Source organism: Vibrio sp. Y42_MX_L11 (assembly GCF_024181785.1).
In the GTDB taxonomy this organism is placed as follows: Bacteria; Pseudomonadota; Gammaproteobacteria; order Enterobacterales; family Vibrionaceae; genus Vibrio; species Vibrio diabolicus.
In genome coordinates this window covers 101,587-122,422 of the sequence record NZ_JAMZAP010000006.1, presented here as the reverse complement: position 1 = coordinate 122,422, position 20,836 = coordinate 101,587, and the positions used below count along the sequence as shown (strand labels likewise).

Sequence of the window (20,836 nt, the reverse complement as noted above, 5' to 3'; positions counted from 1 at the left end):
AAAGAAACCCTCAACATGACATTGAGGGTTTGCTTAAATTTAGCTGAGAAGATTAAGGTTGTTTCACGCTAGTTACGCGGCTTGCTCTTTCCCCTATCGCCGATACAGAGCGGATAAACACTTCTCCTTTCACACTTGGACGAGCATTGTCTGCGTAAGTCAGCCAGTTTTGACCGTCTAATGAGTATTGCAGTTCAACGCCAGGGAACTGAACGTTCATAGCTAGCTTGCCGTTTTCTACTTTCGCACCAGGAATTGGAAGGCGGTAGTCGATACCAGATTTTTCTAGCTTAGCCAGTTCACGTTGGCCAAGTACGTTCGCAAAGCGGTTGTAGTCTTGGTTTAGCGATGCTTTATCAACTAGGTTAGAGTTTTGCGAGTACTCAACACCCACTTTGTAGTCATTCTCCCAATCTGCACGGTGCCATGCACGCTCTGCGGCTGCGAGTACGCGAGGAAATACCATGTACTCGTATTGCTCATCGTTACGTACTGTCTCAGACCAAAGCTGTGCTGATAGGCCGTAGAAAGGTTTCGCTTCGATTTCACCTTTCCCAGTAAAGCCGTTGCCATCGCGGTCTACAGAGGTTTCTGCGTTCTGAGGCATGTTCTCTGGTGCAAAGCCAAACATCTTACGCGTATCGGTTGCACGTGTTGCCCAGTAGTAACCACGCTCTTTCGGATCAACTTCGTATGGCATGTCCATGTACACATAGTCAGGGTTAGAAACGATCACGTCGTAACCTTTCTCAGACCACTCGTACACTGATGATGTACCACCCCAGTAAAGAACGTCCCAGAAGTTAACACGCGTATTTTCTGTTGCGAATGCTTTCTCACCTTCGCTGTATTTCAAACCATCTTGCCATGCTTGGAAGTTTGGAATGCCTTTCTCAGCAACTAATTTTGATACTTCTTGTGCAAAATGACTCGGTAGGTGAGCAAAATCGCTCACTGTGCCGTCTGCGATTAACGCCTGACATTGTGGAGATTGCGCGAATGGCTTGTCTTGTTTCGACAGGTCAATCGTGCCTTTCCAGCTTACTTTGTCTTCTGCGTTAACGTCTTGGAAACCAGCGCCAAGCTTGATGTTCTTCGCTTCATCGCCACCAAAGTGCCATGTCGTTAGCGGTGCGCCAGCTTCTTGGTGCATTGCTGCCACTTCTGAAATCACCTTATCAACAAAGCGAGTTGAAGATTCCATACATGGGTTGATGAAGCTTTGCTTATTGTAGAACTGAACCGTCGTTACGTTTGATGTATCTTGAGGATCCATCAGACGGTATTCGTTCGCTTCAGCTTCCTTACCTTCTTCCATTAGGCGGTCGTAACGAGCTTCCATTGATACTACTGCTGCACGCGCGTGAGCTGGCATATCGATTTCGGGAATGACTTCAATGTTACGCGCTTTCGCGTATTTCAAGATTTCCACGTAGTCTGTTTTACTGAAGTAGCCAGAGCCAAAGTTGTCTGTCGTTGGACCGGAACCAAGCTGAGGCAGTATGCAGCTTTTCTCTTGTGTATCGAAACAACGATTAGCGCCAACCTCTGTCAACTCAGGTAGGCCTGGGATTTCCAAACGCCAGCCTTCATCATCGGTTAGGTGAAGGTGAAGTTTGTTCATCTTGTACGCTGCCATTTGGTCTAGCGTTGCAAGAATTGCGTCTTTAGAGTGGAAGTTACGAGCCACATCCACCATCACACCACGGTAATCAAAGCGAGGTGCATCTTGGATAGACAGTTGTGGTAGAGAATCAGCATTTTGGCTATCTACCAGGCCAAAGATAGATTGTACTGCGTAGAAAGCACCTGCTTGGTCAAACGCTTTAATCGCAATACCATCGCCCTTGATGCTCATCTCGTAAGCACCAGATTTTGCCAGTTCACCGGTGAAGTCTGCAGGAACAACAGTGATGCTTACAGGAAGATCACCACGAACATCCACACCTACCACTTCTGCACGATCTTGAATTGCTGCGTATTGAGTCACATCGAATGCGTCTTTAGGTAGCGCAATACCCGCCGCGATATCTACTGTACCTTTGCCTGCTTCAACAGACATTGGCGTTGGTAGTAACGTGGTTGATACATCTTGTTTTGCTAGGTCTTCGTTCTTCTCGAAGCGAGACACAGCGTTTGCAAATACGTTGTTGTCATCTGGCGTACGTTTTAGGTTGTTACCCTCAAGGCCAGTCACGAAAGACGCAACGTCTTCTGTGTTAAGAGAAGCGATCATCTTAGGTTCTGCGTTTGGTGCTGCAACGAAAGCGCCCGGCATAAAGTCGGTTTCAAATAACTGCCAGTATTCGCCAATTAGTGGAAGGACCACTTCTTCGCCCGCCGCAAAGCCATCAAACTTATCTGTTGGTTCCAGTTTGTGTAGGTCACCCGTTACACGAGAAATTTTGAACTGATCATTATCTACATCCAAAATCAGACGAATGCTGTGGAAGTAGATAGCCCAATCTTTTGAGTTAACCGCTTCACCTTGGTTAACTAGCGTCATGTTCACCTTGTTACAAGACGCCCACTCAGCCCCTAAATCCTGACAAGCAAGACCTTCGTTTGCACCGTGGTTAGTCAACACTTGGTATTGAATATCAAGGTTATTAGCCAGTGAATTTACAACTTGTTGCTCAGAGCTTTGCAGAGCAGAGCAACCTGCTAATGTGGTGATAACAGAAACAGCAATCAGACTAGGTTTAAACATCTTACTTCCCCAAAAAAGTCAGTGGTTCAAAACGACAATGATAAAAATCGCGGCTCCTCAAATGCGAGGGGCCTAACAGTTGCATTCAACATACAACCAGTTATTTCTAAGCGTAAAATAAATAGAAACAGGAAGTGATCTAGTTCAAAAAATGATACTCAGCAAAAACCATAAAAACTTAACTTTCATGAAGTTACAAGCCACGTCAAAATCGAACAACTTGTTTTGACGAGTTTGCTGCGATCTAGGTCACTCATATTCATGAGTTACGACTGATTTTGTAAGATTTGGATCACGCCTAATTATTTTGTGAACCATTAGTAAGCGAATTACCTATTTATCTTTCGTGAAGTGACTCTCATTTATTCGTCGTCAAAACTCGTCAATATTTTTAGAAATGACGATTTTGTCGAATATCCCCACTAGAGAAATTGCACTTAACCTCAAGCATTTTTGCGTATAAAGTTTAAAGGTATCTTACCTGAGGACCATTCTATGTTTCGTCTCTTGACACTCATATCATCCCTACTTGTTGCCTTTGCTCCCTTTTCCTCTTATGCAGAACCGCAACATTGGTTAGCAAAAAAAGGGGAAACCGAGCTGATGATCATTGGCTCTGTGCATGTGGGCGATAAAACGATGTACCCACTCCCTAAAACTATTACTCAACACTTAAGCCAAAGCGCTGGGTTGATTATCGAAGCAGATGTCAGAAACTCTGAAGGCTTGGTTTACCCACAAGCAACCATCCTCTCTAAAGATGTTTTAGATAAGGCTCAACGTCGCCACTTAGTCGAGATAGCACAAGATTTAGGGTTGCCTGAAACTCAACTTTTAAATTCTCCACCATGGACGGCTGCATTAACCATCCAACTCGCTTTAGTCAACAAACTGGGGTATGTCTCTGATAAAGGGGTCGACATGCACTTAATAGGACTCGCTGATAAAAAACAAATCCCGGTCATTCCACTGGAGTCCGTGCAATTCCAAATTGATTTAATAGCAGGTCAATCAGAAGGTGGTAAAGAGATGCTCCTCTCGTCAATTGAAGAATATGACGGTGGGGAAGAATTGGTTCAGTGTTTGATAGAAAGTTGGAAGAGCGGTGATGGTAGCATGTTGGTTGAGGCATCATTAACCGATCAAGCAACAGAAGATTTTAATCAGGCTTTCTTATATGAGCGCAATCGAGATTGGGCAAAAAAGCTTGATACTGGCAGTGTCCTACCTCAACGTTCGGGTAGCTATACCGTTGTTGTCGGCAGTTTGCATTTAGTTGGTAAAGATAATCTGATTGAGCTGCTTAAAAAAAAGGGCTTTGACATAAAACCACTCGGTAAAACCCGCCAAGCTAGGTGCAATATTTAGAAACTTATCTGAAGACAGCCGGCCTCATCAATGATGAATAGCCAGGCATCACGCTAACACGATCACTGACAATGGTTTACTCTCTCTGCTAAAACGACTTTAACCTATGTGGATACATAATAACTTATATGAAATTTAAAGCTTTATTCCTATGCGTGAGCAGTATGATGCTCACTTCATCGCTTGCTTATGCTAAACCGTCATGTAACGTAGAAAATTTTCAAGCTATTGATATAACCCCGGAAGCAAAAGGCGGGCTATTAGATAAAGAGAGTGGCCAGTTTCTTATTACCGAAAAACCAATGATGCGTTGTGCGAACATCACTTTTTCCACTAACCATACCCGAAATCGCGTCGCACATATGATGAATCAAGGCTTTGAAGCTGTTTACTTTGATGGAAGCTCGAGCAAATCTCACTCTGTCACGTTTGATGAAGACGAACTAAAAGCAGGTTACATCAAAGTTGGTCCAAACCATCCAAAGACCGCTTATGTTTGCTTCACAACTTCTGAAACTCCTATCAGCACTATCTCGTGTGACATCAAGTAATAAATTTACTCGCTCTAAAAAATGAAAAGGCCCTACATCTCTGTAGAGCCTTCCTCTCAATACGTGTCGGTGAAGTGCCATATTCTAACGTCAGGTGAACCCATTTGGTTCGATACTATTGAAGTCTAAAATTACTAGCGCTAAAAACGACAAAAGCCTGCTCATTGAGCAGGCTTTCTAAAAGTGGCCGGTGAAGTAGGGATTCGATTGGACTGGCATTCCATCGGACTGGCGCACCAGACCCCGACCCTCTGGCTCCAAATAAATATCACCAAATACGAAAAAGGCTCTACATTTCTGTAGAGCCTTTTTCTCAATATGGTCGGTGAAGAGGGATTCGAACCCCCGACCCTCTGGTCCCAAACCAGATGCGCTACCAAACTGCGCTATTCACCGAGATGTTTAACTGAGGACTTGTCCCCGTCAACGAATGCGTATATTACGGATTCTGAACTGTGACGCAAGTGCTTTTTACAAAAAAACCTTAGGTCCTAATTCGTTTGATGAATAACTGAACACTAGCACGTAAAATGTGACTGATAACTCACAATAAAATACAGTTTATTAACCTTAGCAACATAATTGATCCAGATCAGTGTGCAACAAGGCACTGCCATTTAGTTTTAGGCCTGTCGGGAACATCTTGGAGGAAACGTATGGACTTTTGGCTTGATCTCCTATTTGGTAATGCAGTGGGTCTATCGTCAATGATAGTAATCTTTGGGGCAATTGGTCTGATGTTATTTTACGGCGGTTTCTTCATATACAAGATCATGAACGACAAATCTCCTCACTAGATCTCGCTTAGCTCTAGAAACGCTTTGCACCGGAGTCGGTTACTTGCCTACTCCGGTTTTTTATTTGATCTCAATGCACCACTCATTGATATAATCCTATTATTCCTCCCTGTTCTTAATGAGATTACTACTATGTCTCACGATGACGATTTTGATCTGTTCCAACAGATGATGGGCGATGTAAAGCCGATCACTCAAGACACCGCCGAACACAAAAAAGTACACCAAGTAACCGAAGCGCAGCTCGCCAAGAGAGAAGCGGCAATCTGGCTAACAGAAGATGACCCAGAATACCTGTCACTTGATCACGCAGAAATGCTGAAACCAGAGGACTTTGTTGAGTTTAAACGTGATGGCGTACAAGACGGGGTTTACCGGAAGCTTCGTCTTGGCAAATATCCAATCCAAGCACGCCTAGATCTGCATCGTAAAACATTGAAAGAAGCTCGTGATGAAGTCGTAAAGTTTTTAAAACAGTGCCTATCAATGGACATACGAACGGTCGTTATTGTCCACGGCCGAGGAGAACGCTCAAATCCACCAGCACTAATGAAAAGCTTTGTTAGCAGCTGGCTACAACAAATCAGGGAAGTTCAGTGCGTGCATAGTGCGCAACGCTTTCACGGTGGAACCGGAGCCGTTTACGTTCTACTTAGAAAAAGTGCGGAAAAGAAATTAGAAACTCGCGAACGTCATCAAAAACGGTTGGGCTAAATTTCACCCTAATGCTAGAATGCCCGCCCTTATTCTTCCTTCCCTTTCACGGGAAGGAAACTTCATTCGCCGTTGTGAAACGTTAGGAGACAAAAATGTCACAAGACAACGCTAAACGATTAAATAAATTCATCAGTGAAACGGGGTTTTGTTCACGCCGTGAGGCAGACAGACTGATTGAACAAGGTCGTGTCACCATTAATGGAAACAAGCCTGAAATGGGAACAAAAGTGCTACCTGGTGATGATGTTTGTGTGGATGGTAAGCCAGTTGCAGCAAAAGAGAAGCCGATTTATATCGCTCTCAATAAACCAACAGGCATCACCTGTACAACAGAACGAGATGTACCTGGAAACATCGTTGATTTTATCGGTCACAAAAAACGTATCTTTCCAATCGGCCGCTTGGATAAACCCTCTGATGGTCTGATTTTTTTGACCAACGATGGCGACATCGTCAACAAAATCCTCCGTGCTGGCAACAGCCACGAAAAAGAGTACGTTGTGCGCGTGGACAAACCGATTACAGGTGAGTTTCTCAAACAGATGTCGAGCGGCGTTAAGATTCTCGATACCGTCACTCTACCTTGTAAGGTAACGAAAGAGACTAAGTTCTCTTTCCGTATTGTGCTCACTCAAGGACTTAACCGCCAAATCCGTCGTATGTGTGAAGCACTAGGTTACGAAGTCTTTAAGCTTCGTCGTGTTCGAATCATGAATATCTCTCTTGACGGTATTCCGAACGGAAAATGGCGTTACTTAACTGACGATGAAGTCGCTGAGATTCTTGCTATGTGCGATGGTTCGGTGGGTACAGAAGAGGCATCTCGTGTTGACTCAAAAGGCCGCAATATTCGTAAAGCGACCGACGCGAAGTTATATGACAGCCGTGAAGAAAACCAAGACTCGGTATCTCGACGAAATCAAAAGCCACGTACCTACCGCGGAAATAACGCAGACGATTTTCGTCATGCTCCAAACTCGAAAAAAGGTCAACAAAAGCGTCGTCAGCGTGACGATGAAGGCGGACGTCCAGCTAAAGAACATTACAAAGCGAAACCACAAGGTGAACGTAGCAGACCGCAAGGCGAGCATGGAAAATCACACCGTAAACCAGATGCATCGAGCAATACGCACTCAGCAAACAAGCCTCAATCACCGAGTAAGCCTAAGCAGCATTACATGAACCCAAATGCCGCGAAGCCAAGCAAACCAGCTAAACGCACCGATGGTACATTGAGTCTGAAGAAGTAAGTAACGCTTCTCTGACAGGCAAGATCAAAAAAGGACGCTCATGAGCGTCCTTTTTATTTGTCATGAGTTTACAAACAAAGAGGTGCAAACTGACCACGAGTTAATCCAAGCAAATCTTTCGGGGCGAGTTCAATCTCTAAGCCTCTCTTCCCTGCGCTTACACAGATTGTGTCTTGCTCTGCTGCGCTTTCGTGCAAAAAAGTAGGTAAGGCTTTCTTCTGCCCCAGTGGGCTAATCCCACCAACAACATAACCTGTGGTCTTTTGCGCGATTTCCGGATCAGCCATATCGGCCTTTTTGCCCTTCGCTGCTTTCGCTGCCAGTTTTAGGTTCAGCTTTTGATCAACAGGGATAATCGCAACCGCAAGGTTCTTTGGCTCGCCGTTCAAGCAGAACAGCAAGGTTTTAAATACTGTTTTCGGATCCTGCCCCAGTACTTCAGCAGCCTCCAAGCCATAACTATCGGCTCTAGGGTCGTGCTCATACTGATGAATCGTGTGTGGAATTTTTTTCTTTTTCGCAAGATTAATGGCCGGAGTCATCAAGATTCTCCTCATAAAAACAAAAAGCGCAGATTGAATTGGATCTGCGCTTTTAGTTAATGATATCAGCGAGTTTGAGTCAATCGCTTTTTCTCTGTTGTGTTACTGATCAATCGCCGTATCAACTAAATACGTGATTTCACCTGAAGGGGCATACTCATTAACATCAATAGGGCTGTGTGTTTCTAAATAATCCTTCAAAACCTCAGCATCGGTAAAACCTGTATTTACATACCCTGGATGATCGTCGATTTTAGGGTAACCATCACCACCAGCAGCATTATAGCTTGGTACGGTAAAGCGGTAATTATCATCTAAGCGAAGTTGCTTATTACCAATGAACACATTGGTTACCTCACCATTATTGATACTCATCGCAATACCCGCAAACTGCGCGTAAGCTCCAGAGTCGACAGGCTTAGTTGCAACAACATTTAGGTAATCCAATACTTCTTTGCCCGTCATATCAACGTAAGAGACCATATTGCCGAATGGCTGAACAGTCAGCACATCTTTGTAGGTAATGTCACCTGCTGCAATCGAATCGCGAACGCCGCCAGAATTCATTACGGCAAAATCTGCTTTTGCCCGTTCCATATGAGCCGTTGCAATTAATCGACCTAAGTTTGTTTGCTGGTAACGAACCACACTGCGGTCACCCTCAAGCTTACCGTTAGATTCTGCAATCTTCACGTTTAGCTTGCCCTGACCTTTTTCTTGATAAGGACGAAGAAACTCAAGCATCATTTCGTCTTGTTTAATCTCTTCTTGGATAGAGACTCGTTGCGACTGACCATCAACTTTAACTTTCTTTTTCAAGTTTACAGGGATCAGATCGTAGCTCACCATCGAGAGTTCGCCATTACGAAACTCGTAATCGGCGCGTCCCACATATTTCCCCCACTCATGTGCCTGAACAATAAAGGTACCATTTTGTTTATCGGGCTGACATTCATCACCTGGTTTAAAGTTCTTTTTGATAACGTTTGGCCCTTCCATGCACACAGGTTCTTGTGCGTGTCCTCCAACGATCATGTCGAGATCGCCGTCATTCAAATAACGAGCTAACGCCACATCGCCAGGAGCATTGATGCCTCTATTACCATTTTCATAGTGTCCCATATGCGTGACAGCAAAAATCAGATCTGGATACTCTGTCTCTTTCAGTTCTGCAATCAGCTTCTTGGCTTCTTCTTTTGGGTCACGGAAGTCAATTTGTTCAATGAATTCAGGGTTGCCAAGTTTCGCTGTGTCTTCGGTTGTAAGACCAATGACCGCAATTTTAATGCCCTGCTTTTTAAACATCGCGTATGGTTGGAATAAACGCTTGCCAGTACTTTTATCGTAAATATTGGCAGACAACATCGGAAAGTTTGCCCACTCTTGCTGCTTGAATAGCACGTCCAATGGATTATCAAACTCATGATTACCTAGCGCCATCGCATCGTAACCAATTTTGCTCATGCCTTTAAAATCTGGCTCCGCATCTTGTAAATCAGACTCAGGCACTCCAGTGTTGATATCACCACCAGAAAGCAGTAACACACTGCCCCCCTCTGCTTGTATTTCTTCACGCAAATCATCTATTAACGTTTTACGTGCCGCCATACCGTACTCGCCGTATCGATTTTGCCAAAAACGACCGTGATGATCGTTAGTGTGTAGCACGGTCAATTTATAGGTTGTATCGGCATTCCATTCTGGTGCAGGTTGCGTAGCACACCCAGCTAACGAGGCCAAAATAGCGGCACTCAACGCAGTTTTAATAATCAGACGCTGCTTCATTTATTTACCTTTTTTCTTATTGGGAGTCACTGATGCACATTCCCAGCAGCCTAGAGCCTTTACAGCAAGAAGCTGAGAATGATGCGCCACCTGATAAAAAAATAGCCAACACGAGGTTGGCTATTGCATTTGATCACCAGTCATCTGGCGTTTACTTGATATCGATATCTGCAAAGCTCTTGATCAGATCATCAAGAGATTTCATTTGCGCTAGGAACGGTTCTAACTTGTCTAGCGGCAGTGCAGATGGGCCATCACAGCGTGCTTGGTCTGGGTTTGGATGCGCCTCGATAAATAGACCTGCGATGCCTGTTGCTAGACCCGCTTTCGCAAGTTCAACTGTCTGCTCACGACGACCGCCAGACGCCGCACCTGACGGGTCACGCATCTGTAGTGAGTGCGTCACATCAAAGATGATTGGGCTGCCTTTCGACGCATTTTTCATCACACCAAAGCCAAGCATGTCTACGACTAGGTTATCGTAGCCGTGGCAAGAGCCGCGCTCACATAGGATGATCTTGTCGTTACCGCATTCCGCGAACTTCTCAACGATGTTACCCACTTGACCTGGGCTCATAAATTGAGGTTTCTTCACGTTGATAACCGCACCTGTTTTTGCCATTGCTTCAACAAGGTCAGTTTGACGAGCTAGGAATGCAGGAAGCTGAATAACGTCTACCACGTCAGCGACAGGTTGAGCTTGCGCTTCAGTGTGAACGTCAGTGATGATCTTCACACCAAATGTGTCTTTTAGCTCTTGGAAGATTTTCATACCTTCTTCAAGGCCTGGGCCACGGTATGAATGAACAGAACTGCGGTTTGCTTTGTCAAACGACGCCTTAAATACGTAAGGAATGCCAAGTTTTTCCGTTACTTTTACGTAGTGCTCACAGATCTGCATCGCAAGATCACGAGACTCAAGAACGTTCATACCTGCAAATAGGGTGAATGGCTTGTCGTTAGCAACCTGAATGTCGCCGATATTAACGATTTTCTGTTCCATTTTGATTCTCTTTTTCTGTCCACGATACGCCACAGTTCGGCACATCGATAAAATTAGTGAAGTGTGACGTGCGTTTCACTCATCACATTAACTTGTGATTTTAGTAGCTCAGAAGCCGGATCGTCAGGGCATTGGTCAATAAAGTACTGAAAATCTGACACCGCCACTTGAGGGCACTCTAGCTGTTGGAAAATAAAACCACGGTCACGAATCTCGTATGGGTCATCTGGCACAAAGGTTAACGCAAGGTTCGTACAACGCAACGCCAGCGTGTAGTGCTCTTCACGTAACATCGCGCTTTTGATCAACGCTAACCAGCGACCAATAATGGTTGGATTGTCAGCTTCTTCAAAGTGTTCTGGCTTTAACTGAGCCAACGGCCCTTCTTGGCCAATAAGCCAAGCTTGGAGAATTCTTTCCCCCACATACTCACCATTAAATGGGTTAATGTAGTCTGGCTTTTTATGCATCCAATCGACTTTTAGTAGGAACTGAGTAGGAAAAGTGACTCCCTTCAACGGGAAACCCAGCTTTTTACCTAGATATAATAAAATCGAACCTAAACTAACCGGGATACCTTTTCGGCGCTCCAACACTTTATCGATAAAGCTGTTGTCCGAAATAAAGTATTCCTGCTCGTCGCCTTTGAATCCCCACTCATGGAAAAACAGTCGTAGGAATGCATCAAATCGCTGCTCTTCATCGGTTTCATGAACAAGCGTGGCTTCTGCATCTTTGTAAAGACGCTCTAACTCTTGTTTCGCCCAATGTACTTTGGTTTCTGGGTTAATCGCTTTGTTTAGCTCAAGCGCACCTTCCACCAACGGTATATTGTCAAAATCTTCGTCAAAAAACTCTAACATGACGTCTTATCCAAATAACGTAGGGCTCTTAGACACAGCAATGTTTGCAGCCATGACCAACCAACCTAATGCGCCGAAAAAGCCAAATATCTTCAGTAGGTTGTTTTTCGCAAGCTTCAACGAGAAGAAACCGAGTGCAATGTACGCCAATACGCAGGTGATTTTGTTTGTTAACCACGGTGCGGCATCAGTAAACGGGATGAAACCAGTAATGAAAATAAGCGCGATACCTGACACTAGCAATGCAGTATCAACGATGTGGGGAAACACTTTCAAAAAGCGATTATTTCGCTTCGGTGAGTTCATCATCATTAACACGAATCGGATCGATAATAGTGTCGCGCTGAGCGCAATCGTCACTAAGTGTATGTGTTTTAGAGCTACGTACATTTTTCTTCTCTTTTTAGTTAGTGTTTGCTGACTTCCATGATTAACTGGCCAGGCAACCAAGTGTTACTCGGTCGTTACCGCCATAATCTTTTTCCGTGGCAACTTGTTGGTAACCAAAACCACGCATTATCTCACGTACGGCATCACCCTGATCATAACCATGTTCGAATGCCAGCCAACCGCCTACTTCAAGATACTGACGAGCAAGATCCGAGATATGACGAATATCAGCTAAGCCATTCTCTTTAGCAACTAATGCTGATTTTGGCTCAAAGCGCACATCACCTTGGGATAAATGTGGATCTTTTTCATCAATATACGGCGGATTGGAGACAATTAAAGCAAACTTCGTACCCTCTGCAATAGGCTCGAACCAACTGCCTTGAGCAAAGGTCACATTTTTGATGTTTAGCTGCTCAGCATTGTACTCTGCAAGTGCTTTCGCTTCTTGCTTGAGATCTACGCCCATCACTTGACGTTTTGGCATTTCAGATGCGAGTGCGATAGCAATTGCCCCCGTCCCCGTTCCAAGATCTAAAATAGGCCCTGTTTGCTCATAGGTCTTATCGAGTGCAACTTCGACCAAACGTTCTGTATCCGGTCTTGGGATCAAGGTAGAGGGAGAAACTTTGAACGGTAGAGACCAAAACTCTCGCTCACCAATAATATAAGCGACGGGTTCACCAGTTAAACGTCGTTCAAGTAGAGCGTCGAATTTTGCTTGTTGCTCTGCTTCTAATGCTTTTTCTGGCCAGGTCAGTAGATAAGTTCGTGGTTTGCCAAGGACATGGCAGAGGAGTACAGCTGCATCGAGAGAAGGCGACTCTTTGCCGCCTTCTGCCAGTTTCGCCGTCGCACTTTTCAGTGCTTGCTCAATTGATTGAACTTGGCTCATCGATTAGCCGTTCTCTGCGAGCGCCGCAAGTTGGTCTGCTTGGTGCTCTTGAATCACAGGATCAATCAAGCTCTGCAGGTCACCTTCCATCACTTCGTTCAAACGATAGATGGTTAGGTTGATACGATGATCAGACACACGACCTTGTGGGTAGTTGTAGGTACGAATACGGTCACTGCGGTCACCAGAACCTAGAAGGTTACGACGTGTATCAGACACTTCTGCGGCACGACGTTCTTCTTCCGCTTGAACGATACGAGCAGCAAGAACTGCCATCGCTTTCGCTTTGTTCTTGTGCTGTGAACGCTCGTCCTGACACTCTACTACCGTACCCGTTGGTAAGTGGGTAATACGGATTGCAGAATCCGTGGTGTTAACGTGCTGACCACCCGCGCCAGACGCACGGAACGTATCGATTTTCAGGTCTGCTGCTTTGATTTCTGGCAGATCCGCCTCTGGGATTTCCGCCATCACCGCTACGGTACATGCAGAAGTATGCACACGGCCTTGGGATTCAGTTGCAGGAACACGTTGCACACGGTGACCACCAGACTCAAACTTCAGTACGCCGTACGCACCGTCGCCGCTCACTTTTGCGATCATCTCTTTGTAACCACCGTGTTCAGCTTCGTTTGAAGACATCACCTCGATGCGCCAGCCACGCTTTTCTGCGTACTTGCTGTACATACGGAATAAGTCACCCGCGAAAATACCCGCTTCGTCGCCACCCGCACCTGCGCGAATTTCTAGGAAACAGTTACGATCATCGTTCGGATCTTTTGGCAGAAGAAGAATCTGTAGCTCATCAGTAAGACGCTCAATAGTCGCTTTCGCTTCTTTGATTTCTTCTTGCGCCATTTCACGCATTTCTTCGTCGTCTTCGTTTGCCATCTCTTCAGCGGCGACAAGATCTTCTTGCGCTTGTTGATAAGCTTGGAAGCACTTGGTTACTTCTTCTAGCTGAGAGTACTCTCTTGATAGAGCACGGAATTTGTCCTGATCTCCAATAACATCAGGATCACCAAGAAGATGTTGAACTTCTTCGTAACGTTCTACTAGCGTTTCTAGCTTAGTCAGAATAGAGGCTTTCATAGTGTCGTTTTCTTAATAAAAAGCGTGAGTTATAGATCATCCAAGCCGAGTGTCTGGCGGATAATCGTTAATTTTGCTGGTTCGCCTTGCTCTGCCGCACTTTGCAGTGCGCGAGTTGGGGCGTGAATCAGTTTGTTGGTGAGTTTATTACTCAGCTCGCGCAGCACTTTCTCCGGATCTGCGCCCGCCGCTAAAGATTGCAAACTTTTGCTCAGTAACTCTTCACGAATTTCGTTGGCTGATTTGCGATAGTCGCGAATACTATCGACGGCTTGCAGTGAACGCAACCATGTCATAAACGCAGCGCTTTCTTCACTAACAATCGCTTCAGCTTGAATCGCTTCGACTTTACGCTGCTCAATGTTGCTGTCGATGATAGATTGCAAGTCATCAACAGAATACAGATATGCGTCGTTCAGTTCACCGACTTCCGACTCTACATCTCGCGGCACCGCAATATCGACTAACAAGATAGGTTGATGTCGGCGCTGCTTCAGAGCCGTTTCGACCATACCTTTGCCAATAATAGGCAATGGGCTCGCCGTTGAGCTAATCACGATATCCGCTTTCGCCAAATGTTCAGGAATTTCGTTCAAACTGATCACTTCTGCGCCAAATTGATCCGCTAAGCCTTGCGCGCGCTCTTTGGTACGGTTTGCGACAATCATTTTTGTGCAGCCGTTGGATGCTAAATGCTTCGCGACTAGTTCAATCGTCTCACCCGCACCAACCAAAAGCACAGTTGAATCAGATAACGACTCAAAAATATGTTTTGCCAATGTACATGCGGCATAAGCCACGGACACAGCATTACCGCCGATATCTGTTTCTGTTCTCACACGCTTTGCGACTGAGAACGTCTTTTGAAACAGTTTATCAATTGAAGCATCGACGGCTTGATGATCTCGCGAGTCAGAAAATGCTTGCTTTACCTGCCCCAAAATTTGAGGCTCACCCAACACCAGAGAATCTAGCCCACATGATACGCGCATCAAATGCTTAATTGCGGCTTGTTCTTCATGCACATACAAACTCGGCATTAAATCTTCGCGGCTCACTTGATGAAACTGAGCAAGCCAATCGATTAACTTATTTCGCGCTCCTTGCTTAACATCGCAGTACAACTCAGTTCGGTTACAGGTTGAAACAATCACACTGCCGTTAACCGCTTCGTGCTCTCTAAGTTGCTCGAGTGCAGGGCCGAGTTTATCCGGACCAAACGCCACCTTCTCTCGCAAGTCGACAGACGCTGTATTGTGATTGATTCCAATAGCAAGCAAGGACATCTAACGTGGTATCTCTGGGATAGGTTATAAAATAGGTCCAGAATTTTACTGTAAGCACGCATTTATTGAAAGGGTAAGCCGGATTTGTTTTCCTAACTGCGACTTTTCAATGCTATAGTTGTGAGCGATTCCCGACGAAACTGATTAATAAGCCATCAAACATGACGTTACGCTCCTTTATTCTTTTTTTCTTGTCGAGCTTACTGCTCGCTGGTTGTTCCTCCGTTCCTGAAAGTGTTACCAGCGTTGAATGGCAAGCTCATGAGCAACGACTCGAGACCATCCAAGATTTTCAAGCAACGGGAAAACTTGGTTATATTGGCCCAGACCAAAGACAAAATTTAAATTTCTACTGGAAACATTCTTCAGCACTCAGTCAACTACGTTTAACTACGATTCTCGGACAAACGGCATTAAAGCTCACCATCACCCCACAAGGTGCCACAGTAGAAACTTACGACGATCAGGTCCTTTCCTCTCGCAGTGCAAACCAGCTAATTTACCGTCTTACGGGGTTAATGATGCCCGTTGAACACATGCCTGACTGGCTATTAGGCCTACCGACCGATGCCGACAAATTCCAATTGTCCCCAACCAATACACTGCAAGCGTTAAACAAACAAATTGGTTTAAATGATTGGCGTATTGCTTATCAACGGTATGGCGATGTTCAATGGCATGAGCAGTCTCTACCACTGCCAAATAAGCTGAAACTCACCACTGCTGACGTCAAAATAAATCTAGTGATCACAAAATGGAACATCACCCAATGATCGAACTTTCAACCCGCTGGCCATCACCAGCGAAATTGAATCTCTTTCTATACATCAACGGTCGCACAGAAAATGGCTACCACGAGTTACAAACCTTATTCCAATTCGTCGATCACGGCGATGAGCTCACCATTCAAGCAAACCATTCTGGTGATATTACGATTTCTCCAGATATAGAAGGTGTGCCTCTTCAAGACAATTTAATTTGGAAAGCAGCAACCGCACTTCAAGCATACTCAGAGTGCCCTTTTGGCGCACATATTGAGCTACAGAAAGTGCTACCTATGGGTGGGGGCATTGGTGGGGGCTCATCGAACGCGGCTACAGCATTAGTGGCACTGAACTACTTATGGCAACTGAATCTAACTGACGATGAACTGGCTGAAATTGGTTTAAAACTGGGCGCAGACGTGCCCGTGTTTGTGCGCGGATTTGCAGCTTTCGCTGAAGGTGTTGGCGAGAAACTCTCCCCCGCTTATCCAGAAGAAAAGTGGTATTTAGTCGTCAGACCGAATGTTTCTATCGCAACCGTCGACGTTTTTTGTCATCCAGATCTAACGCGAAACACCCCAAAACGAGATCTAGAAACACTTTTAAATACGCCAAGCGTAAACGATTGCGAAAAAATTGTACGAATGCTCTACCCAGAGGTTGATAAGCAACTTTCTTGGCTGCTACAATACGCGCCGTCAAGATTGACGGGGACAGGATCTTGCGTTTTTGCTGAATTTTCGAGCAAATCTGAAGCAGAAACTATCCTTGCACAACTCTCTGATAAAGTCTCGGCATTTGTCGCTCAAGGGCGCAATATTTCGCCATTAAAAGAGACTTTGGCTGAATACCAATCAGCCTCACACCGACCTATTTAAACTGGACGCAAACCCGAGGTTTCCACCGTGCCTGATATGAAGCTATTTGCTGGTAACGCAACACCTGAACTAGCCCAACGTATTGCTGATCGTCTTTACATCTCTCTTGGTGATGCATCTGTTTCTCGCTTTTCTGATGGCGAAGTTGCAGTTCAAATCAATGAGAATGTTCGTGGTAGCGATGTTTTCATCATTCAATCCACTTGTGCACCGACTAACGACAACCTAATGGAATTGGTTGTTATGATTGATGCAATGCGCCGTGCTTCAGCAGGCCGTATCACTGCAGTTATCCCTTACTTCGGCTACGCTCGCCAAGACCGTCGTGTACGTTCTGCGCGTGTGCCAATTACTGCAAAAGTTGTTGCTGATTTCCTATCTAACGTTGGTGTTGACCGCGTTCTAACTATCGACCTACACGCAGAGCAAATTCAAGGCTTCTTCGATGTACCTGTAGACAACATCTTCGGCACGCCAGTGCTACTTGAAGATATGCAGGCTCGCGGTCTAGATAACCCTGTTGTGGTATCTCCTGACCTAGGTGGCGTTGTTCGTGCTCGCGCAACAGCAAAAGCACTAGGCGACATCGACATCGCAATCGTAGATAAGCGTCGTCCACGTGCAAACGTTTCTGAAGTAATGAACCTAATCGGTGATGTTGAAGGTCGTGACTGTGTGATCGTTGATGACATGATCGACACAGGTGGCACACTATGTAAAGCAGCTGAAGCACTAAAAGAGCGCGGTGCTAAGCGTGTATTCGCTTACGCTACTCACGCTGTATTCTCAGGCAACGCTGCGGACAACATCAAGAACTCAGTTCTTGACCAAGTTATCGTAACTGACTCTATCTCTCTATCTAAAGAGATGGCTGCAACAGGCAAAGTGACAACACTAAGCCTATCTCGCATGCTAGCTGAAGCGATTCGTCGTATCAGCAACGAAGAGTCAATCTCTGCAATGTTCAACTAATCCGAACATTTCAGTTACACTGATTTCAAAAGCACCCCTCTTTGGGGTGTTTTTTTATTTGTACTGATAACCAGAAAATCCCTTGGTCGCCCACTGCGAGAATTCTGTGCTATCATACTGCGCTTTTTGAGATTCCAGAGAGATCCTAACCTTGAGTCAACAAATCAAACTTCTTGTTGGTCTTGCTAATCCAGGACCAGAATACGCCAGAACTCGTCACAATGCGGGCGCTTGGGTTGTAGAAGAGTTAGCACGCGTTCACAACGTTACACTGAAGAACGAACCAAAGTTTTTTGGTCTAACAGGACGCATTATGGTCAATGGCCAGGATCTCCGTTTGCTTATCCCAACCACCTTCATGAATCTATCAGGTAAATCGATCGCAGCGCTTGCGAAATTTTATCAAATTAAACCTGAAGAGATCATGGTCGCTCATGACGAGCTAGACTTACCGCCAGGTGTCGCTAAGTTTAAAAAAGGTGGTGGTCACGGTGGACATAACGGTCTGCGTGACACCATTAGCAAACTGGGCAATAACAAAGATTTTTATCGTCTTCGTATTGGCATTGGTCATCCGGGACACAAAGATAAAGTGGCGGGTTTTGTATTAGGTAAAGCGCCAGCTAAAGAGCAAGAGCTTTTAGATGCAGCAGCTGATGAGGCTGTTCGTTGTCTAGATATCCTGATTAAGGATGGCCTATCTAAAGCACAAAATCGCCTCCACACGTTCAAAGCTGAATAAGGTTACTATCATGGGTTTTAAATGTGGCATCGTTGGTCTACCTAACGTAGGTAAATCAACTCTGTTCAACGCACTAACTAAAGCGGGTATCGAAGCAGCAAACTTCCCGTTCTGTACCATTGAACCAAACACTGGTGTGGTTCCTGTGCCAGATCTACGTCTAGACGCACTAGCTAAGATCGTTAACCCACAGAGAGTTCTTCCAACGACGATGGAGTTCGTGGACATCGCTGGTCTTGTTGCTGGTGCATCACGTGGTGAAGGTTTAGGTAACAAATTCCTAGCTAACATCCGTGAAACAGACGCGATTGGCCACGTTGTACGTTGTTTTGAAAACGAAAACATTGTTCATGTTTCAGGTAAAGTTTCACCTATCGAAGATATCGAAGTGATCAACCTTGAACTTGCAATGGCTGACCTTGATTCTTGTGAGCGCGCGATTCAACGTAACGCGAAGAAGGCAAAAGGCGGCGATAAAGACGCAAAATTTGAACTAACCGTACTAGAAAAACTGTTACCAGTACTAACTGAAGGCGGCATGGCACGCACAGTTGAGCTATCTAAAGAAGAATTAGCAGCAATCGGCTACCTAAACTTCCTTACACTGAAGCCAACTATGTACATTGCAAACGTAAACGAAGATGGTTTCGAAAATAACCCATATCTAGATGCGGTTCGCGAGTTCGCAGAAAAAGAAAACAACGTCGTTGTACCTGTATGTGCAGCTATCGAATCTGAACTATCTGAACTAGAAGATGAAGATCGCGAAGAATTCCTAGCGGATATGGGGATCGAAGAACCGGGACTGAACCGTGTAATTCGCTCTGGTTACGAGCTACTGACTCTACACACCTACTTCACGGCAGGTGTTAAAGAAGTACGTGCGTGGACAATCCCTGTTGGTGCAACTGCGCCTCAGGCGGCAGGTAAGATCCACACTGACTTCGAGAAAGGCTTTATTCGTGCAGAAGTAGTCGGTTACGACGATTTCATCCAATTCAATGGTGAAAATGGCGCAAAAGACGCAGGTAAATGGCGTCTAGAAGGTAAAGACTACATCGTAAAAGATGGTGATGTTGTACACTTCCGCTTCAATGTTTAATTAAATGAATGAATTTTAAACACTTCATTTACACTAAAAGCCAGCTGCTCAGCTGGCTTTTTTAATACCTTAAGTAAATGAGCAAAAATAAATTACCTAACTGCGAGCTAATTTATTTCCAGTTTTAGATCATAAACACGCCTCTTTGTTTAAAAAGGAAGCGAACGAGGTTTTTTCCGAAATTTATTAAAAAAAACTGTTGACGGATCTCACTCAACTTCGCATAATGCGCGCCGTTCCCAACGACAAGGCAACAAAGCGTTGAGAGCAAAAAATATGGTTTTTGGCTACGTAGCTCAGCTGGTTAGAGCACATCACTCATAATGATGGGGTCACAGGTTCGAATCCCGTCGTAGCCACCATTCCTAAGTGTTCTTTTTATCAGAGCAATTAGGAATAGATGCGGAAGTGGCGGAATTGGTAGACGCACCAGATTTAGGTTCTGGCGCCGCAAGGTGTGAGAGTTCAAGTCTCTCCTTCCGCACCATATTTTAAATAGTCATTGTGACTATTGCCTGCAGGTCTATCGCCAAGCGGTAAGGCAGCGGCTTTTGATGCCGCCATTCCCTGGTTCGAATCCAGGTAGACCTGCCATTATTCAAGTGAGATTCCTTTATAAAAGGGGTTGTCACTGAGAGCGTGAAGGTTTATATTGTCTCGCTCCAAAAGATGGCTACGTAGCTCAGCTGGTTAGAGCACATCACTCATAATGATGGGGTCACAGGTTCGAATCCCGTCGTAGCCACCATGAACAACGTTATTTAGGTTTTTACCAATTACCTTGATAACTACAGAATAAGTTGCGGAAGTGGCGGAATTGGTAGACGCACCAGATTTAGGTTCTGGCGCCGCAAGGTGTGAGAGTTCAAGTCTCTCCTTCCGCACCATTATTTAAGTCTCTTTTATTAGAGCAATGTAGGGCTATCGCCAAGCGGTAAGGCAGCGGCTTTTGATGCCGCCATTCCCTGGTTCGAATCCAGGTAGCCCTGCCATATATAACGATATTGAGATTTTACCAATTATCTTGATATCTACAGATCAAGTTGCGGAAGTGGCGGAATTGGTAGACGCACCAGATTTAGGTTCTGGCGCCGCAAGGTGTGAGAGTTCAAGTCTCTCCTTCCGCACC

The 20,836-nt window shown here is 45.1% G+C and carries 19 protein-coding genes and 8 tRNA genes; 17 read left to right on the top strand and 10 right to left on the bottom strand.

Translation table 11 applies throughout. The features are described 5' to 3' along the window. Window positions 1-52: 52 nt before the first annotated feature. Window positions 53-2,710, bottom strand: coding sequence for a beta-N-acetylhexosaminidase (locus NL643_RS08545; protein ID WP_253644268.1), 2,658 nt, complete (start codon window positions 2,708-2,710; stop codon window positions 53-55). Between the two features lie 495 nt (window positions 2,711-3,205). Here NL643_RS08545 and NL643_RS08540 point away from each other — a divergent pair, with 495 nt between their 5' ends. Beyond that, window positions 3,206-4,078 (top strand): TraB/GumN family protein, encoded by an 873-nt coding sequence (locus NL643_RS08540; protein WP_253644267.1) that lies wholly within the window; start codon window positions 3,206-3,208, stop codon window positions 4,076-4,078. 128 nt (window positions 4,079-4,206) lie between these two features. Beyond that, window positions 4,207-4,629 (top strand): hypothetical protein, encoded by a 423-nt coding sequence (locus NL643_RS08535; RefSeq protein WP_046874287.1) that lies wholly within the window; start codon window positions 4,207-4,209, stop codon window positions 4,627-4,629. Window positions 4,630-4,948: 319 nt separating this feature from the next. On the opposite strand, the gene NL643_RS08530 is transcribed toward NL643_RS08535, so the two are convergent. Then, a tRNA-Pro gene (locus NL643_RS08530) sits at window positions 4,949-5,025 on the bottom strand. Window positions 5,026-5,285: 260 nt separating this feature from the next. On the opposite strand from NL643_RS08530, the gene NL643_RS08525 reads away from it, so the two are divergent. The 3 genes from NL643_RS08525 (at window position 5,286) to rluF (ending at window position 7,393) form a co-directional block, all read left to right on the top strand. Continuing rightward, window positions 5,286-5,426 (top strand): DUF3149 domain-containing protein, encoded by a 141-nt coding sequence (locus tag NL643_RS08525; protein ID WP_005382236.1) that lies wholly within the window; start codon window positions 5,286-5,288, stop codon window positions 5,424-5,426. Between the two features lie 132 nt (window positions 5,427-5,558). After that, window positions 5,559-6,140, top strand: a complete 582-nt coding sequence (gene smrA, locus NL643_RS08520) for a DNA endonuclease SmrA (protein WP_005393162.1) — start codon at window positions 5,559-5,561, stop codon at window positions 6,138-6,140. A gap of 95 nt (window positions 6,141-6,235) precedes the next feature. Further along, entirely contained in the window at window positions 6,236-7,393 is a 1,158-nt protein-coding gene (rluF, locus tag NL643_RS08515) for a 23S rRNA pseudouridine(2604) synthase RluF (RefSeq protein WP_253644266.1), read from the top strand. A gap of 68 nt (window positions 7,394-7,461) precedes the next feature. Here rluF and ybaK read toward each other — a convergent pair whose 3' ends face one another. From ybaK to hemA, 8 genes are all read right to left on the bottom strand, one after another. Beyond that, complete coding sequence (gene ybaK / locus NL643_RS08510; RefSeq protein WP_085342950.1) at window positions 7,462-7,935, bottom strand: Cys-tRNA(Pro) deacylase; 474 nt, start codon at window positions 7,933-7,935, stop codon at window positions 7,462-7,464. 102 nt (window positions 7,936-8,037) lie between these two features. Continuing rightward, the gene (ushA, locus tag NL643_RS08505; protein WP_253644265.1) at window positions 8,038-9,720 is read right to left on the bottom strand and encodes a bifunctional UDP-sugar hydrolase/5'-nucleotidase UshA; all 1,683 of its coding nucleotides are present in this window, start codon (window positions 9,718-9,720) and stop codon (window positions 8,038-8,040) included. A 151-nt stretch (window positions 9,721-9,871) separates the two neighbouring features. Continuing rightward, the gene (kdsA, locus tag NL643_RS08500) at window positions 9,872-10,723 is read right to left on the bottom strand and encodes a 3-deoxy-8-phosphooctulonate synthase (protein ID WP_005384095.1); all 852 of its coding nucleotides are present in this window, start codon (window positions 10,721-10,723) and stop codon (window positions 9,872-9,874) included. A 53-nt stretch (window positions 10,724-10,776) separates the two neighbouring features. Then, window positions 10,777-11,586 carry a SirB1 family protein gene (locus NL643_RS08495; RefSeq protein ID WP_005384098.1) on the bottom strand — a complete coding sequence of 270 codons (810 nt, stop codon included), beginning with the start codon at window positions 11,584-11,586 and terminating at the stop codon, window positions 10,777-10,779. A 6-nt stretch (window positions 11,587-11,592) separates the two neighbouring features. Continuing rightward, on the bottom strand, window positions 11,593-11,976 hold the full coding sequence (locus NL643_RS08490) for a SirB2 family protein (protein WP_005382225.1): 384 nt from the start codon (window positions 11,974-11,976) through the stop codon (window positions 11,593-11,595). Between the two features lie 40 nt (window positions 11,977-12,016). After that, window positions 12,017-12,871, bottom strand: coding sequence for a peptide chain release factor N(5)-glutamine methyltransferase (gene prmC, locus NL643_RS08485; RefSeq protein WP_053807690.1), 855 nt, complete (start codon window positions 12,869-12,871; stop codon window positions 12,017-12,019). Window positions 12,872-12,874: 3 nt separating this feature from the next. Then, a complete protein-coding gene (gene prfA / locus NL643_RS08480; protein ID WP_006743330.1) occupies window positions 12,875-13,963 on the bottom strand; it encodes a peptide chain release factor 1 in 1,089 nt (362 codons plus the stop codon). Window positions 13,964-13,992: 29 nt separating this feature from the next. After that, window positions 13,993-15,249: a glutamyl-tRNA reductase gene (gene hemA, locus NL643_RS08475; RefSeq protein ID WP_005384104.1), complete on the bottom strand. Its 1,257-nt coding sequence runs from the start codon at window positions 15,247-15,249 to the stop codon at window positions 13,993-13,995. A gap of 161 nt (window positions 15,250-15,410) precedes the next feature. Between hemA and lolB the strand changes: the two genes are divergently transcribed. From lolB to NL643_RS08415, 12 genes are all read left to right on the top strand, one after another. Then, entirely contained in the window at window positions 15,411-16,022 is a 612-nt protein-coding gene (gene lolB, locus NL643_RS08470; protein ID WP_005393172.1) for a lipoprotein insertase outer membrane protein LolB, read from the top strand. Further along, window positions 16,019-16,891 (top strand): 4-(cytidine 5'-diphospho)-2-C-methyl-D-erythritol kinase, encoded by an 873-nt coding sequence (gene ispE, locus NL643_RS08465; protein WP_046874292.1) that lies wholly within the window; start codon window positions 16,019-16,021, stop codon window positions 16,889-16,891. Before lolB ends, ispE begins: the two co-directional genes overlap by 4 nt. A 27-nt stretch (window positions 16,892-16,918) precedes the next feature. Further along, on the top strand, window positions 16,919-17,863 hold the full coding sequence (locus NL643_RS08460) for a ribose-phosphate pyrophosphokinase (protein ID WP_005393176.1): 945 nt from the start codon (window positions 16,919-16,921) through the stop codon (window positions 17,861-17,863). A gap of 151 nt (window positions 17,864-18,014) precedes the next feature. Beyond that, window positions 18,015-18,605, top strand: a complete 591-nt coding sequence (gene pth / locus NL643_RS08455; protein WP_005384112.1) for an aminoacyl-tRNA hydrolase — start codon at window positions 18,015-18,017, stop codon at window positions 18,603-18,605. A 10-nt stretch (window positions 18,606-18,615) separates the two neighbouring features. Beyond that, window positions 18,616-19,707 (top strand): redox-regulated ATPase YchF, encoded by a 1,092-nt coding sequence (gene ychF, locus NL643_RS08450; protein ID WP_005393178.1) that lies wholly within the window; start codon window positions 18,616-18,618, stop codon window positions 19,705-19,707. Window positions 19,708-19,992: 285 nt separating this feature from the next. Then, window positions 19,993-20,069: transfer RNA gene (locus NL643_RS08445), tRNA-Met, on the top strand. Between the two features lie 40 nt (window positions 20,070-20,109). After that, a tRNA-Leu gene (locus tag NL643_RS08440) sits at window positions 20,110-20,194 on the top strand. A 32-nt stretch (window positions 20,195-20,226) separates the two neighbouring features. Then, a tRNA-Gln gene (locus NL643_RS08435) sits at window positions 20,227-20,301 on the top strand. A 77-nt stretch (window positions 20,302-20,378) separates the two neighbouring features. After that, a tRNA-Met gene (locus tag NL643_RS08430) sits at window positions 20,379-20,455 on the top strand. Window positions 20,456-20,509: 54 nt separating this feature from the next. Next, window positions 20,510-20,594: transfer RNA gene (locus NL643_RS08425), tRNA-Leu, on the top strand. Between the two features lie 30 nt (window positions 20,595-20,624). Further along, window positions 20,625-20,699, top strand: a tRNA-Gln gene (locus tag NL643_RS08420). Between the two features lie 53 nt (window positions 20,700-20,752). After that, window positions 20,753-20,834 (top strand) — tRNA-Leu (locus NL643_RS08415). Window positions 20,835-20,836: the final 2 nt, after the last annotated feature.

Bases quoted from the DNA above. Each gene is read 5' to 3' on its own strand.
- NL643_RS08545 (WP_253644268.1), bottom strand. From the start codon at position 2,710: ATGTTTAAACCTAGTCTGATTGCTGTTTCTGTTATCACCACATTAGCA.
- NL643_RS08540 (WP_253644267.1), top strand. From the start codon at position 3,206: ATGTTTCGTCTCTTGACACTCATATCATCCCTACTTGTTGCCTTTGCT.
- NL643_RS08535 (WP_046874287.1), top strand. From the start codon at position 4,207: ATGAAATTTAAAGCTTTATTCCTATGCGTGAGCAGTATGATGCTCACT.
- NL643_RS08525 (WP_005382236.1), top strand. From the start codon at position 5,286: ATGGACTTTTGGCTTGATCTCCTATTTGGTAATGCAGTGGGTCTATCG.
- smrA (WP_005393162.1), top strand. From the start codon at position 5,559: ATGTCTCACGATGACGATTTTGATCTGTTCCAACAGATGATGGGCGAT.
- rluF (WP_253644266.1), top strand. From the start codon at position 6,236: ATGTCACAAGACAACGCTAAACGATTAAATAAATTCATCAGTGAAACG.
- ybaK (WP_085342950.1), bottom strand. From the start codon at position 7,935: ATGACTCCGGCCATTAATCTTGCGAAAAAGAAAAAAATTCCACACACG.
- ushA (WP_253644265.1), bottom strand. From the start codon at position 9,720: ATGAAGCAGCGTCTGATTATTAAAACTGCGTTGAGTGCCGCTATTTTG.
- kdsA (WP_005384095.1), bottom strand. From the start codon at position 10,723: ATGGAACAGAAAATCGTTAATATCGGCGACATTCAGGTTGCTAACGAC.
- NL643_RS08495 (WP_005384098.1), bottom strand. From the start codon at position 11,586: ATGTTAGAGTTTTTTGACGAAGATTTTGACAATATACCGTTGGTGGAA.
- NL643_RS08490 (WP_005382225.1), bottom strand. From the start codon at position 11,976: ATGTACGTAGCTCTAAAACACATACACTTAGTGACGATTGCGCTCAGC.
- prmC (WP_053807690.1), bottom strand. From the start codon at position 12,871: ATGAGCCAAGTTCAATCAATTGAGCAAGCACTGAAAAGTGCGACGGCG.
- prfA (WP_006743330.1), bottom strand. From the start codon at position 13,963: ATGAAAGCCTCTATTCTGACTAAGCTAGAAACGCTAGTAGAACGTTAC.
- hemA (WP_005384104.1), bottom strand. From the start codon at position 15,249: ATGTCCTTGCTTGCTATTGGAATCAATCACAATACAGCGTCTGTCGAC.
- lolB (WP_005393172.1), top strand. From the start codon at position 15,411: ATGACGTTACGCTCCTTTATTCTTTTTTTCTTGTCGAGCTTACTGCTC.
- ispE (WP_046874292.1), top strand. From the start codon at position 16,019: ATGATCGAACTTTCAACCCGCTGGCCATCACCAGCGAAATTGAATCTC.
- ychF (WP_005393178.1), top strand. From the start codon at position 18,616: ATGGGTTTTAAATGTGGCATCGTTGGTCTACCTAACGTAGGTAAATCA.